The 14294-nt window shown below is 42.1% G+C and carries 16 protein-coding genes; all 16 read right to left on the bottom strand.

What is annotated here, in order from left to right; genetic code table 11:
• Window positions 1-37 precede the first annotated feature (37 nt).
• Window positions 38-886, bottom strand: a complete 849-nt coding sequence (gene ylqF / locus AAZR19_RS09100; RefSeq protein WP_034281765.1) for a ribosome biogenesis GTPase YlqF — start codon at window positions 884-886, stop codon at window positions 38-40.
• An 89-nt stretch (window positions 887-975) separates the two neighbouring features.
• Entirely contained in the window at window positions 976-1323 is a 348-nt protein-coding gene (rplS, locus tag AAZR19_RS09095) for a 50S ribosomal protein L19 (RefSeq protein WP_008354510.1), read from the bottom strand.
• Window positions 1324-1460: 137 nt separating this feature from the next.
• Complete coding sequence (gene trmD, locus AAZR19_RS09090) at window positions 1461-2195, bottom strand: tRNA (guanosine(37)-N1)-methyltransferase TrmD (protein ID WP_326349650.1); 735 nt, start codon at window positions 2193-2195, stop codon at window positions 1461-1463.
• Window positions 2192-2716: a ribosome maturation factor RimM gene (gene rimM / locus AAZR19_RS09085; RefSeq protein WP_024424190.1), complete on the bottom strand. Its 525-nt coding sequence runs from the start codon at window positions 2714-2716 to the stop codon at window positions 2192-2194. The genes trmD and rimM overlap by 4 nt, the downstream gene beginning before the upstream one ends.
• Before the next feature lie 8 nt (window positions 2717-2724).
• Complete coding sequence (locus AAZR19_RS09080; protein ID WP_024424191.1) at window positions 2725-3111, bottom strand: YlqD family protein; 387 nt, start codon at window positions 3109-3111, stop codon at window positions 2725-2727.
• A gap of 103 nt (window positions 3112-3214) precedes the next feature.
• On the bottom strand, window positions 3215-3460 hold the full coding sequence (locus tag AAZR19_RS09075; protein WP_041108963.1) for a KH domain-containing protein: 246 nt from the start codon (window positions 3458-3460) through the stop codon (window positions 3215-3217).
• Window positions 3460-3732 (bottom strand): 30S ribosomal protein S16, encoded by a 273-nt coding sequence (gene rpsP / locus AAZR19_RS09070; protein WP_008344841.1) that lies wholly within the window; start codon window positions 3730-3732, stop codon window positions 3460-3462. The genes AAZR19_RS09075 and rpsP overlap by 1 nt, the downstream gene beginning before the upstream one ends.
• Before the next feature lie 105 nt (window positions 3733-3837).
• Window positions 3838-5178, bottom strand: coding sequence for a signal recognition particle protein (gene ffh, locus AAZR19_RS09065; RefSeq protein ID WP_024424193.1), 1341 nt, complete (start codon window positions 5176-5178; stop codon window positions 3838-3840).
• 13 nt (window positions 5179-5191) lie between these two features.
• A complete protein-coding gene (locus AAZR19_RS09060) occupies window positions 5192-5524 on the bottom strand; it encodes a putative DNA-binding protein (protein WP_012009935.1) in 333 nt (110 codons plus the stop codon).
• A gap of 143 nt (window positions 5525-5667) precedes the next feature.
• The gene (gene ftsY / locus AAZR19_RS09055; RefSeq protein WP_024424194.1) at window positions 5668-6654 is read right to left on the bottom strand and encodes a signal recognition particle-docking protein FtsY; all 987 of its coding nucleotides are present in this window, start codon (window positions 6652-6654) and stop codon (window positions 5668-5670) included.
• A gap of 21 nt (window positions 6655-6675) precedes the next feature.
• Window positions 6676-10236: a chromosome segregation protein SMC gene (gene smc / locus AAZR19_RS09050; RefSeq protein ID WP_326349651.1), complete on the bottom strand. Its 3561-nt coding sequence runs from the start codon at window positions 10234-10236 to the stop codon at window positions 6676-6678.
• A gap of 105 nt (window positions 10237-10341) precedes the next feature.
• On the bottom strand, window positions 10342-11085 hold the full coding sequence (gene rnc / locus AAZR19_RS09045; RefSeq protein ID WP_008344850.1) for a ribonuclease III: 744 nt from the start codon (window positions 11083-11085) through the stop codon (window positions 10342-10344).
• Window positions 11086-11266: 181 nt separating this feature from the next.
• Window positions 11267-11500, bottom strand: a complete 234-nt coding sequence (gene acpP / locus AAZR19_RS09040) for an acyl carrier protein (RefSeq protein ID WP_003212028.1) — start codon at window positions 11498-11500, stop codon at window positions 11267-11269.
• Window positions 11501-11581: 81 nt separating this feature from the next.
• On the bottom strand, window positions 11582-12325 hold the full coding sequence (fabG, locus tag AAZR19_RS09035; RefSeq protein WP_024424196.1) for a 3-oxoacyl-[acyl-carrier-protein] reductase: 744 nt from the start codon (window positions 12323-12325) through the stop codon (window positions 11582-11584).
• Window positions 12325-13269, bottom strand: coding sequence for an ACP S-malonyltransferase (gene fabD, locus AAZR19_RS09030; protein WP_326349652.1), 945 nt, complete (start codon window positions 13267-13269; stop codon window positions 12325-12327). The genes fabG and fabD overlap by 1 nt, the downstream gene beginning before the upstream one ends.
• Before the next feature lie 15 nt (window positions 13270-13284).
• A complete protein-coding gene (gene plsX, locus AAZR19_RS09025) occupies window positions 13285-14283 on the bottom strand; it encodes a phosphate acyltransferase PlsX (protein WP_034281756.1) in 999 nt (332 codons plus the stop codon).
• Between the last annotated feature and the right edge of the window lie 11 nt (window positions 14284-14294).

Here is a 14294-nt window from a genome sequence, read left to right as displayed (position 1 = left end):
TCGCAAAAAATAAAGACCCGCATGAGCTGCGTGTCTTTTAGCTTTCAGGCTTCTCAAAAGTGAGGGGACCAAATTTTTCTGTTCGAATATCCCGAATAATGATTTCGGTGGTTTTGTCATAGTTTATGAATCCCCCGCTCATTAGACAGCCGCGCTTAGTGCCAATTGCATCAAACAGCTCAACCGTATCTTCAGGTATCTCCGCTAGGTCATAGCGTTTTTTTAATCGCTCTGGGTAGTTCTCTTCTAGAAAACGAAGTGCATACACAGCGACATCCTGTAAATTGATGATCGAATCTTTGATCGCTCCAGTCACCGCAAGTCTGAGTCCTACTTGCTCATCTTCAAACTTCGGCCAGAGGATTCCAGGGGTATCGAGCAGTTCTAGTTCTTTCCCTACCTTTACCCATTGCTGTGATGTCGTAATACCAGGCCGGTCTCCTGTTTTGGCAATGTTCTTTTTTGCTAAACGATTGATTAAGGTCGATTTTCCGACGTTGGGAATCCCGATAATCAGTGCTCGAATTGCACGTGGTTTGACGCCTTTTGCTTTCATGCGGTCGAATTTTTCTTTTAAAATTTCTTTTGAAGCCGTGATGATCTGATTTAAGCCTTGTCCATCGACAGAGTTAATGGCAAGTGACCGAACGCCTTGCTGCTCAAAATGCGCCTGCCACTCCTTTGTCATACGAGGATCTGCTTTATCTGCTTTGTTTAAGAGCATGATTTTGGGTTTGTTTTGAAGGATTTCTTCGATCATTGGGTTTCTAGAGGACATCGGAATTCTTGCATCGGTTAATTCAAATACGATGTCGATGAGCTTTAATTTTTCTGTGACTTCACGTCTTGCTTTTGCCATATGGCCTGGAAACCATTGAATCGTCATATGTGCACCTTCTTTCTTCTACCGTTATCTTTATACATTGTACAAAAAAAGAGCCTGTTACAGGTAACAAGCTCTTTCCTTTGATATCATTATCGTCTGATTTCTTTGATACGAGCCGCTTTACCGCGAAGTTCACGTAGGTAGTAAAGTTTCGCACGACGTACCTTACCGTGACGTACAACTTCGATCTTAGCGATTTTTGGTGTGTGTACAGGGAATGTACGCTCAACGCCTACACCGTAAGAGATCTTACGAACTGTGAAAGTTTCGCTGATTCCACCACCACGACGCTTAATTACAACACCTTCAAAGATCTGGATACGCTCACGAGTACCCTCGACAACTTTAACGTGTACACGTAAAGTGTCACCAGGACGGAACGCAGGAAGATCAGTGCGTAATTGTTCTTTTGTGATTTCTTCAATCAAATGTTGCATCGTTTTCAACTCCTTCCAACAGATGCTCATGTCCTCTTTCTTCATTGCAGCGGAACATCGTTTTCAAACTTGGATCAGCAAGCCGTCCAAGTCACAAGTAGTATCATACCATACCTCTATGCCGTGTGCAATACAATCTAGTCATTATGAAGCTGCCAAAGCCATCTTTTTTCTTCATCCGTTAATGTTTTGCAAGAATCGATCAAATCTGGTCTTCTTGTATAGGTTCGCTTCAAGGATTCTTTGCGCCGCCACTCTTCAATTTTGGCATGATTTCCAGAGAGAAGCACATCCGGCACTTTTAGTCCTTTATACTCCGCAGGCCTTGTATAGTGCGGGTGCTCAAGCAGACCTGTACTGAATGAATCTTCGATGTGAGACGCTTCTTTTCCAAGCACATGAGGCAAAAGCCTGACCACACTGTCTGCAATCATCATCGCTGGCAGCTCTCCGCCTGTGAGGACAAAATCTCCGATTGAGATCTCATCTGTGACAAGATGCTCCCTGATGCGCTCATCGTAGCCTTCATAGTGGCCGCAAATGAACATAAGATGCTCTTCTTTTGCAAGTTCTTCTGCTTTCTTTTGTGTATATCTTTCCCCTTGAGGACAGACAAGAATGATTCGGGGCTTCGTGCTTGCTTTCTTCGTTAAATCTTCTACCGCATCAAATACGGGCTGCGCTTTCAGTACCATACCAGCACCGCCGCCATACGGATAGTCATCCACTGTTTTATGCTTATGATCCGAATACTTTCTAAAATTGACGACTTGAAATGAGACAGCTTCTTTCTCCTGTGCTTTTTTTAAGATCGATGAGTGAAGCACACCTTCGAACATTTCAGGAAAAAGGGTTAAGAAATCGATTTTCATTCGTCAATAAGTCCTTCCATCACTTCAATGTGTACGGTTTTGGATGAGATATCGATCTTTTTGACGACAGATGGTATATATGGAATGAGGGCATCTTTTTTGCCTTTTCTTCCAACCACCCACACATCATTTGCCCCTGGCGTAAGGATTTCTTTGATTTGGCCGATCAGCTTGTCTTCTTCATCGTATACTTCACAGCCAATGATTTGGTGGAAATAAAATTCTCCTTCGTCTAATGACCCAAGATGTTCTTTTTCTACCTTTAAGATTGATTCTTTCAAATGCTCTGCTTCATTTAATGAGTTGATTTCTTCAAATGTGAGCAAATCAAACTGTTTGTGCTGCCGATGTGATGCGACAGTCACTTTCAGCGGCTCGCTTTGACCTTGCTTGAAAATATAGAGGACGCTTCCCTTTTTGTAGCGCTCTTCTGGGAAATCCGTCTTTGACACGACGCGTACTTCTCCGCGCACTCCGTGTGTATTGACGATCTTTCCAACATTCAACCATTCTAGCTCCATGTTCTCAATCACCCCTGACGTATTTCCACAATGGTGCCGTCTTTCACGACGATGACATTATCTTGCATCTTGTCATCCCATTTATCACCTATTTTTACTTCAACCAATGCATCCACTTCTGTTTCTTTCATTTCACTTCCAAGCGGCAAAATATGCAGCTGCTCTACTTGAAAATCAATTTGCCGGATCTTCTCTTGCCTTTTATCGATCGCTTTTTGAAATTGAGGGATGGCTTCTTGCTGATGTGGTTCTTTTTCATGTTTTTTTAGTTGAAAATATAGTTGATTGCATTCACGTTCTAGTCTTTCTTTTTTCTCCAAAAAAGTCGTTAACAGTTTGTCCTTACTGCTTTCAGTTAATACTTGCATCACGGTGACATGTTGAATGATCTGCATCTTCCTTTTTGTCCCCCTATCCGAAGGCATTTGTCCTCTACAGTATAACTAAAAATAGATTTAAACGTGTAAAAAAAGGGGAGGTCCTAAGCCCTCTCCCTTTTTAGTCAGCAATCTCAAGTTGAACTTTCTTAGAAGACTCTGCACTTGCTGCAAAAATGACTGTTCGTATCGCTTTTGCTGTACGTCCCTGCTTTCCGATCACTTTTCCGGTATCTTCAGCATTGACAGACAGTGTGTAAATCAGCTGCTCATCTTTTTCTAATGAAGATACGTGAATATCTTCAGGGAAATCAACAAGTGGCTCGACGATGGACACAATCAATTCTTCCAAGGACAGCTCATTCATTATTTGCTGTTTTTCGCATTATGAAATTTTTCAAGAATTCCTTGGCTTGAGAAAAGGTTGCGAACTGTATCAGATGGTTTCGCACCGTTTTGAAGCCATTTAAGCGCTAATTCTTCGTTGATTTTCACCTCAGCTGGTGATACCACTGGGTTGTAAGTTCCAACTGTTTCGATGAAACGACCGTCACGTGGTGAACGAGAATCTGCTACAACAATACGATAGAAAGGAGATTTTTTTGCTCCCATACGTTTTAAACGAATTTTTACTGCCATTTTACTAGCACCTCCGAAAATATTTCAACAAGATAGTATATTAACAATGATAAAAGGGTTTGTAAAGTGTTTTTTCTTAACAACGGTTTTATCATGTATAACCAATTACATAAATGGTAATTTAAAGCCCTTTTTCTTTCCTTTGGACATGTTGGTCATTTGCTTCATCATCTTTTTCATTTCATCAAATTGCTTTAAAAGGCGATTGACTTCCTGTACAGATGTTCCGCTTCCCTTTGCAATCCGTTTTCTCCGGCTTGCATTGATGACCTCTGGCTGTTCTTTTTCCTTGGTCGTCATTGATTTAATGATCGCTTCGATATGATTGAGCTGCTTTTCGTCTACTTGGACGTTTTTGAGCCCTTTCATTTTACCGGCTCCCGGCATCATTTGGATCAGTTCATCAAGTGGACCCATATTCCGAACTTGGCCAAGCTGCTCGAGGAAATCATCGAGCGTGAAGCTCATTGTCCGCATTTTTTGCTCAAGCTCTTTGGCTTTATCTTGGTCGACGTTTGCCTGTGCTTTTTCAATCAGCGTGAGCACATCTCCCATGCCAAGAATTCTTGATGCCATCCGCTCCGGATGGAATGGTTCAATCGCATCAAGCTTTTCTCCTAGCGCAGCGAATTTAATCGGCGTGTTGGTGACAGCTCGAATAGAAAGTGCTGCACCGCCTCTTGTATCACCGTCTAGTTTTGTTAGAACGACACCCGTTAAACCAAGCTGTTCATTAAAGCTTTTCGCGACATTGACAGCATCTTGACCTGTCATAGAGTCAACAACTAGGAAAATTTCTTCTGGATTTGCTACTTCTTTTACTTTCTGAAGTTCATCCATTAATTCTTCATCGATATGAAGACGTCCTGCTGTATCTAAAATGACATAATCATGGTGTTCTTCTTTCGCTTTTTCAATTGCCTGTTTGGCAATTTCGACAGGGCTGACTTGATCACCTAATGAAAACACCGGCATATCAAGCTGTTTCCCAAGCGTTTGAAGCTGCTGGATCGCTGCTGGTCTGTAAATATCAGCAGCTACCATCATCGGCTTGCGATTATGTTTTTTGCGAAGTAAATTGGCAAGCTTCCCAGTTGTGGTTGTTTTACCTGCCCCTTGAAGACCAACCATCATAATGACGGTTGGAGATTTTTTCGCTACAGCGATCTTACTCTCTTCTCCGCCCATTAATTCAGTGAGTTCTTCTTTTACAACTTTAATAACCTGCTGTCCAGGGGTAAGGCTTTTCATGACCTCTTGTCCAACTGCCCGCTCACTTACTTTTTTCACAAAGTCTTTGACTACTTTAAAATTGACGTCAGCTTCAAGAAGGGCAAGGCGTACCTCGCGCATCATTTCTTTTACATCTTGCTCTGACACTTTTCCTTTGCCGCGGATTTTTGAAATCGTCTGCTGCAGTCGGTCGGCTAATCCTTCAAATGCCATACTGTGCCGCCTCCTAATCTAATTTCTCAAGCGATTCAATTAAAGCTTCTGCTTCTTCTGTTTGCGCAGAATCAGCTACAAGCTCTCTCATTTTTTTGAGAAGTTCTTTACGCTCTTTAAATTTCTTAAACAAGAGCAGCTTTTCTTCATATTGTTCAAGCATCGCTTCAGTCCGTTTAATATTATCATAAACAGCCTGCCTTGATACTTCATATTCATCCGCAATTTCACCGAGGGAAAAATCGTCTAGGTAGTAAAGCGACATGTAGCTCTTTTGCTTTGCGGTCAACAACGATTGATAGAAGTCAAACAAGTAGTTCATTCTCGTTGTTTTTTCAAGCGTCATGGGCTCTCTCCCCTTTGTTAAGTTCATTCCCTTTACATCAACTAAGTTTACACGGTTCTCTTCTGTGTGTCAAGTTTTTATCTTGTCACTTCATGAAGCGGCGTATAAATAAAAATGCCAGCAGTTTCGCCGGCATTTTTTTGTTAGTCTTGTTGATCAATCACGTCTGAGAATAATCCATACACATACGATTCTGCATCAAACTCTTGCAGATCGTCCACCTTTTCACCTAAACCGACAAGCTTCACGGGAATGTTCAGCTCATTTCGAATTGCAAGAACGATCCCGCCTTTTGCAGTACCGTCAAGCTTTGTTAAAGCAATCCCTGTCACATTTGTCGCTTTCGAAAATTCCTTGGCTTGTGCCATGGCGTTTTGACCCGTTGTCGCATCAAGAGCAAGCAATACTTCATGAGGTGCATCTGGAACCTCGCGCTCAATGACTCTCTTGACTTTCTCCAGCTCTTTCATCAAGTTCACTTTGTTTTGAAGTCTTCCTGCTGTATCGCAGATGAGGACATCCGCATTTTTCGCTTTTGCTGATTGAACGGCATCATAGATCACCGCTGCTGGATCAGAGCCTGCCGTTTGTTTGACGACAGGAACACCTGAACGCTCTCCCCACACTTCAAGCTGCTCGATGGCACCGGCACGGAACGTATCACCTGCTGCTAAAATGACGGATTTCCCTTCATTTTTCAGCTTATTTGCAAGCTTGCCGATCGTCGTTGTTTTTCCAACACCGTTGACGCCTACAAATAATATGATATTCAAACGCCCGTCTTCAATGTTCAGCGCAGAGATTTGTTCCTCTCCGCTATTGTAGATATCAACCAGTTTTTCAGAAATGACCGCTTGTACTTCACTTGGGTCTTGAATGTTTCTTAATTTCACTTCTTTTTTCAGCTCATCAATCAGTTCCATCACAGTTGTGAAACCGACATCAGCGCCGATCAGAACCTCTTCCAGCTCTTCAAAAAAGTCTTCGTCGACTTTGCGGTAGCGAGAAATCAGTTCATTCACTTTTCCTTGGAAGGAGTTTCTCGTTTTTTCGAGTCCATCTTTAAACTTTTCTGATACTGAATCGGTTTGCTGCGTAAATTTTTCTTTTAATTTCTTAAAAAAGCTCATTGGTTCAAAAACCTCCTTTAATTACTGGACAAGCTCTTTCGTTTCTTCTAGTTTGACAGATACAAGCTTAGAAACACCTGATTCCTGCATGGTCACGCCGTAGAGCACATCGGCTTCTTCCATTGTTCCCTTGCGGTGCGTAATGACAATGAACTGTGTTTCCTGGCTGTATTTCTTTAAATATTGCGCAAAACGGAAAACATTTGCTTCATCAAGTGCCGCTTCTACCTCATCTAACACGCAGAATGGAACAGGTCTCACTTTTAAAATAGAGAATAGTAAGGCGATCGCTGTTAAGGCTCTCTCTCCGCCTGAAAGAAGGCTTAAGTTTTGCAGTTTTTTCCCTGGCGGCTGCGCGACAATATCAACGCCAGAGTTGAGTAAATCATTTGGATCTGTCAGCTTAAGATCTGCTCTTCCGCCGCCAAATAATGCTTGGAAAACAGATTCAAAGTGACCGCGGATTTGAGAGAATGTCTCAGAGAAACGCTTTGTCATCTCTTGATCCATTTCTTCGATGACTTGGAATAATGTATTTTTCGCTTCTGTCAGATCATTTCGCTGTTCTGTTAAGAAGAGATAGCGTTCATTCACACGTTCATACTCGTCAATGCTGCCTAAGTTTACTGTTCCAAGCTCTTCAATGGCTAGTTTGATCAGCTTCACTCGTTTTCTTGCTTCATCGGGCGATAACGTCAACTGATACATCTCTTTTGCTCCTTCAAATGAAAGAGCATATTCATCGTTCAAATAAGCGATCAGGTTATCGAGCTCGACTTCCATACGGCCAAGCTTAATCTCTTCATCTTTTAAGCTTGTGGTGAGCTGCTTATACAAACGTTTTTGTTCTTTAAGCTCACGTTCAGCGAATTCTAATGTTTCAGAAAGAGCGAGACGCTGCTTACGACGCTCTGAAATGAGTGCAGTTGTTTTGTTTTTGTTTTCCAGCTTCTCTTTCGCCGCTTCTTCCAGTTGTTCGGCTCCGCTTGAACTAGATGACATTTCACTTGTTAAGAGTGACAGATCTTCTTTTGTTTCCATCAGCGTCTGTTCAGCTTCTTCTAATTCAGCCATTAAGCTCGAAAGCTTTTCTTGTTCATTCGCTAAGGACTGCTCTTTTTTGGCAAGCGAGATTTTCAGGTCTGTTAATTCAGCTGAAATGGTTTCCTTCGTTGAGCTTTGCGTCTGCTTACGCTTTGTTAATGTATTGATCTCTTGATCTAAAGCCGTCAGTTTCTCACCTATAGAGGCTTCAAGAGCAACCTGCTTTTTATCCTTATCCGCGAGCTCAGTAGAACGCTGCTGCAATTCTTCTTTTTCTTGATCATAGAGTTCAAGATGAGCATTGATATTTTTTTCTGCAACTTGCAGTTCGTATAGCTTCCCTTTGAGATCTTGCTGCTTTTCACGAAGTGTTTCGCCGCGCTGGCGCAGTTCGTTTAATTGGCTTTCGTTAACTCCGATCAATTGCTTCGTTTCTTTTGTTTCTTTTTCAAGGATCGTTGTTTTCTCTTCCATTTCAACGAGCTGCTTTGTTAACGTTTCGATCTCCCGGTTTCTTGAAAGAAGAGAGTTGTTCTTTTTCTTTACGCCACCACCAGTCATTGAACCGCCGGGGTTTACGACATCTCCATCAAGGGTCACGATGCGGTAACGATGTCCAAGCATTTTCGCCAGTTCATTGGCGCCTTTTAAGTCTCTAACGATCAGCACAGTTCCAAGCAAATTCTGAATCACCTTTTGATACTTTTCATCGAAAGAAACGAGGTGACTCGCTACGCCGATAAATGCAGCATGCTGCTCTGCTGTTTGAACATCTCTGAGCTGAATGATTCTTTCTTTGATCACGTTCATTGGCAGGAAGGTTGCACGTCCAAATGAATGCTGCTTTAAGTATCCAATCGCTTGTCTCGCAGCTGCTTCATTTTCTGTAACGACGTGCTGCGTGGCTGCACCCAGTGCAATTTCAATCGCTGTCTCATACTGCTGATCCGTTTGAATCAGCTCTGCAATGGCACCATGAATACCGCCTAACCGTTCTTTTGCCTTTAAGACCTCTTTCACTCCTTGGAAAAAGCCTGAGAAGTCTTCTTGCATGGATTCAAGCATTTCTTTTTTGGATTTTGCCTGCTGTACGTATTGATAGGCTTGGTAAAGAGCCGTTTCTTTTTTCTCGTATTGACGTTTTATTTGCTCAAGCTTTTGTTCTGCCTCTCTAAAACGTTTGACTTGAGCCAGAATGTCTTCTTCGAGTGCTGAAAGCTGCTGCTCAGCTTCTGTTTTCTTTTCTTTGACAGACACTCGTTCTTCGATATGTTTTTGGTTATTTTGCGTCAGCCGCTCTAGCTGCATCGCTGCTTGGCGCTGCTGTTCTTCTAGTAATTTACGTTCATTACGGATGGAAGCCTGTTCATTGAGCAGATCAAAATAATCACTTTTCAGCTGTTCAATTTGACCTTCCACATCTTCACTATGAAGCGACAGTTGATGCTGCTTTGTTTTCACTTCATCTTTTAGCTGGTGCACTTCTTTTTGCAAGCTGTCCCGCGTGATTTTCTGCTGCTCAATCTTTTCTGTTAACAGCGACTGCTTTTCAGTTAAACGAACGAGCGTTTCTTCAAGCTGTCCTTGGTTTGCGGCCGCATTTTTTTTCCGTTCTTTTAGCACTTCTTTTTTTCCTTCAAGCTTTTCTAATTCTTCACTTGTGAAAAGAAGAACTTCTTGCAGGTCATTAATTGATTCGTCAAGCGCTTGAATGCGGTCTCTCGACTCTTCAATTTTGGCTTCTTTTGCTTGGATATCTGTAGACTGCTTCATTTCATCTTGTTTGAAGCGCTCGACTGCTTCACCAAGTGTTGTCCATTTTTCATGAAGTGCTTCGATGTCATGAACAGTTAGGGCAATTTCGACATTTTCAAGCTCTTCTTTTTTTTGCAAATAGTCCTTTGCAATGGATGCTTGCATTCTTAATGGTTCTACTTGATCTTCTAGTTCATGCAGAATATCTTCTACTCGGTTTAAGTTGTCCTGCGTTTCAAACAGTTTATTTTCGGCTTTTTTCTTTCTTGTTTTATATTTTAAAACGCCAGCCGCTTCTTCAAAAATACTTCTTCTCTCTTCTGCCTTGCTTGATAGAATTTCCTCTACCTTTCCTTGGCTGATGATTGAAAAAGCTTCCTTTCCAAGACCTGAATCCATGAAAAGATCAATAATATCCTTTAAGCGGACAGATTGATTGTTTATGAGAAATTCACTTTCGCCTGAACGATAAACCCTTCTTGTCACACTGACTTCATGAAAATCGATCGGTAAAAAGTGATCTTCGTTATCTAACGTTAAAGTCACCTCTGCTAGATTGACTCTTTTTCTTGAGTCACTTCCTGCAAAAATGATATCTTCCATTTTTCCTCCGCGGAGGCTTTTCGCTGATTGTTCTCCAAGTACCCAGCGGATGGCATCGGTAATATTACTTTTGCCGCTTCCGTTTGGTCCAACAACAGCTGTGACCCCTTTAACAAAGTCCACGGTCACTCGCTGTGCAAATGATTTGAATCCTATCACGTCTAAACGTTTGAGGAACATGAGAGTGATCCTCCTTATGTATTTAAAGTACTATCATCTTACCATATGAAGTGAAAAAAGATGATGGAAAACAGAGTGAAATCCCCCTGAATAACGAGGGGGATTTTATTGGTTCATATGATGTTTCTGCAATTTAGCAAGTGCTTCCTGTGCAGCGTGCTGTTCTGCTTCTTTTTTAGAGCGTCCATTTCCAATTCCGAGCACTTCACCTCGAAGGGATACATTTGCTTCAAATTCCCGGTTATGTGCAGGCCCTTTTTCATGCAGGATCCGGTATTCAAGCACACCTTTTCCATCGCGCTGCACAAATTCTTGCAGCTGGCTTTTAAAGTCCATGACGTGCGAGAACGCTCCATCATTAATTTTCGGATAGACGTACGCTTCTAGGAATCGTTCAACCGGCTCAAGCCCTTGATCTAAATAAAGTGCACCGATAAACGCCTCGAATACGTCCGCTAAGAGTGCTGGGCGTTTTCTGCCGCCTGTCATTTCTTCACCTTTTCCTAAAAGAACAAGGTCTCCGAAGGACAGCTCGTGTGCCAGTGATACAAGTGACGGTTCACATACGATCGCCGCTCTTAGTTTCGTTAAATCTCCCTCGCTCATCGCTGGATATTTTGCAAATAAGAATTGAGAGATGGTCAATTCTAAAACAGCATCTCCTAAAAATTCAAGTCTTTCATTATCCTCATATGGCTTTTTCCGGTGTTCATTCACATAAGAGGAATGGGTAAAGGCTTGATATAGAAGCTTTTCATTTTTAAAGTGTACAGAAATGCGCTGCTGGAATTCTCTAAATTGCTCTAGTTTTTTGCTCTGTTTCTGTTTGTCTTTATATTGTTTTGGCATAGCAACCTCCAGGTAGGCGTAATCGCCTTTAAGGATACTGATTATATGGAGTCTCTCTTTCTACATGCAGGGAAACATTGCTCCCAGCATCTGAAAAAGGCTGACAATTGATCAGCTGAATGTGTTGAAACTAACATAAATTTTCAAAGTCCCGTCGAAAGTAGACGGGACTTTGTTACGCTTATTGCTGGCTATTTATGTAGTTCACAGCGTCACCGACTGTTGCAATTTTTTCAGCATCTTCGTCAGAAATTTCCATATCGAACTCATCTTCAAGTTCCATAACTAGCTCAACTACATCAAGGGAATCAGCGCCTAAATCTTCTTTAAATGAAGCTTCCATTTTCACGTCAGCCTCATCAACGCCAAGGCGGTCTACAATAATTTTTGATACACGCTCTAATACGTCTGCCATTGCCTTTCACCTCCCCTCAAAGTATTATAGTTGAATTGTTTTTAAAAAACTAGAGAAAACCTAATGAAATTTTGATATTTCTTAGGACATGACCATTCCGCCATCTACTTGGATGGTTTGGCCTGTAATATAACCTGCTCCTTCTGAAGCTAAAAAGACAACGACGTTGCTAATATCTTCAGGTGCACCAAAGCGTGCGAGCGGGATTTGCTTGAGCATTTCCGTCTGTACATTTTCATCAAGCTTGTCTGTCATATCTGTTGAAATAAAGCCTGGTGCTACTGCATTAACTGTAATGTGACGAGTTGCCAGCTCTTTTGCTGTTGTTTTCGTTAATCCGATGACACCAGCTTTTGCTGCAACATAGTTTGCTTGTCCAGGGTTTCCACACACACCAACGACTGAAGCCAAATTGATGATTCTTCCGCTTCTTTGCTTCATCATTTGACGTGTCACGGCTTTTGTACAGTTAAAGACACCTTTTAAGTTTATGTTAATGACATCATCCCATTCATTCTCTTTCATTCTCATGAGCAGGTTGTCCTTTGTGATCCCTGCATTATTCACAAGAATGTCAATTGAACCAAAGGTATCAATTGCTTGTTTCATCATGGCTTGTACTTCTTCAGCATTTGAGACATCAGCTTTCACAGCAAATGCCTGCTGACCGAGTGCTTTGATTTCATCTACGACTTCATTTGCTTTTGCTTCGTTTCCAGAATAGTTCACGACAACATTTGCACCACTTTTCGCTAAATCAATCGCGATGGAACGGCCAATCCCGCGTGATGCTCCTGTTACAACGGCTGTTTTATTTGTAAGCATCAAGAATCCTCCTTGAGTGTTTGAATGGCTGCTTCAATTGTTTCTTGATCTGAAACGGAAATCGTCGTCAGACGGCGATTCACTTTTTTCACAAGACCTGAAAGCACTTTGCCAGGACCAATTTCAATAAATGTTGTGACGCCTAAATCAATAAGGCGTTCCACACTTTCTTCAAAACGAACTGGAGAATACAGTTGTTCAATGAGCTTTGTCTCAATTTCATCACGAGAAGTCACGATGTCTGCTGTTACGTTAGAGATGACCGGAGTTTTGGCATCCTCAATATCCAGTTTTGACAAAACATCTGTAAATTTTTCAGCGGCTGGTTTCATTAATGCAGAATGGAAAGGTCCGCTCACTTCAAGGGCAATTGCACGTTTTGCGCCTTTTTCTTTCGCTTTCTCTGAAGCAAGTTCTACCCCTTTTGCTGTACCAGAGATTACGATTTGACCAGGACAGTTTAAGTTAGCGAGCTCTACAAGGTGACCGCTCTCTGTCACTTCTTTTGTCACTTCTTCAAGTGCCGCTTTGTCTAAGCCAAGAATCGCTGCCATGGCGCCTTCTCCTGCTGGAACAGCTTCATTCATTAATTCTCCGCGCTTTCTGACTGCATAAACAGCATCTTTAAACGAAAGTGCGCCTGCTGCAACGAGGGCAGTGTATTCACCAAGACTGTGTCCTGCTGCATAATCTGCTTTGATTCCGCTTTCTTCAAATTTCTTTAAGATGGCGATACTTGTCGTTAAAAGAGCTGGCTGCGCGTTAAAGGTGAGCGTCAGTTCTTCTGCATCCCCTTCAAAAATCATAGAAGATAAATCAAACCCGAGGGTATTGTCTGCTTCTTCAAATACAGCTTTAGATACTGCTTCTTGGTCAAATAAATCTTTTCCCATGCCAATTTTTTGAGAGCCTTGGCCAGGGAATAAAAATGCAATTTTAGTCATGCTGCTTTACCTCCATTAAGACTCATTCGTCGTTTCTTTTTGGACTTCTTGATGAATGATGGCTGAAACGTCTTTTTCTACGATATCACGGGCCTGACGAATTGCATGGAAAATGGCATTTTCATCAGAGGAGCCGTGCGCTTTAATAACAGGTGCCTTTAAACCAAATAATGCGGCACCGCCATATTCGGAGTAATCCATTTTAGATTTCATCTGCATCAATTTCGGCTTCATCATGCCTGCTGCTATTTTTGCTGTGAAGCTGGATGTTAAGGTTTCTTTCAGCATTTTAAAGACAGAAAGGGCTGTGCCCTCAATCGTTTTAAGCGCAATATTTCCAGTGAAACCATCTGTGACAACAACGTCAGCAACACCTTCTAATAAGTCACGGGACTCTACATTTCCTACGAAATTCAAGTCGGAAGCTTTTAATAATTCAAAGGTTTTTTTCGTTAAATCGTTGCCTTTTTTATCTTCTGTTCCTACATTTAACAGTCCAACACGCGGATTGCTCTTTGGGAAAACACGCTCTGCGTAGATTGATCCCATCATGGCATATTGCACGAGATGTTCTGGTTTAGCATCAACGTTGGCACCAACATCTAGTAATAAGAAGCCGCTGCCATCCAGTGTTGGCAAAGTTGGGGCAAGGGCCGGTCTGTCAATACCGTCAATTCTGCCTACGATAAACAGCCCAGCTGTCATGAGGGCGCCAGTATTTCCTGCTGAGATGCAGGCATCTGCTCGTCCTTCGGAGACTTCCTGCGCCATTTTCACCATAGATGAATCCTTTTTACGTCTGACTGCACGCACTGGTTCATCCGTCGGTTCAATGACTTCTTTTGCATCTAAAATCGTGATGCGGTCGTTGTTTGTTATGTATGGTTTGATTTTGTTTTCATCGCCGACAAGTGTAATCTCGATATCTGAAAATGCTGTTAAGCTTTTTTGCACACCGTCAATAATGGCTTTAGGGGCATGATCTCCCCCCATTGCATCGACTGCAATTCTCATATTACGTGCCA

The organism is Bacillus sp. Je.9.29.b (assembly GCF_051129925.1).
GTDB lineage: Bacteria > Bacillota > Bacilli > Bacillales > Bacillaceae > Bacillus > Bacillus safensis.
The sequence above is the reverse complement of the archived record's forward strand: the minus strand, read 5'-3'. Positions and strand labels throughout refer to the sequence as shown.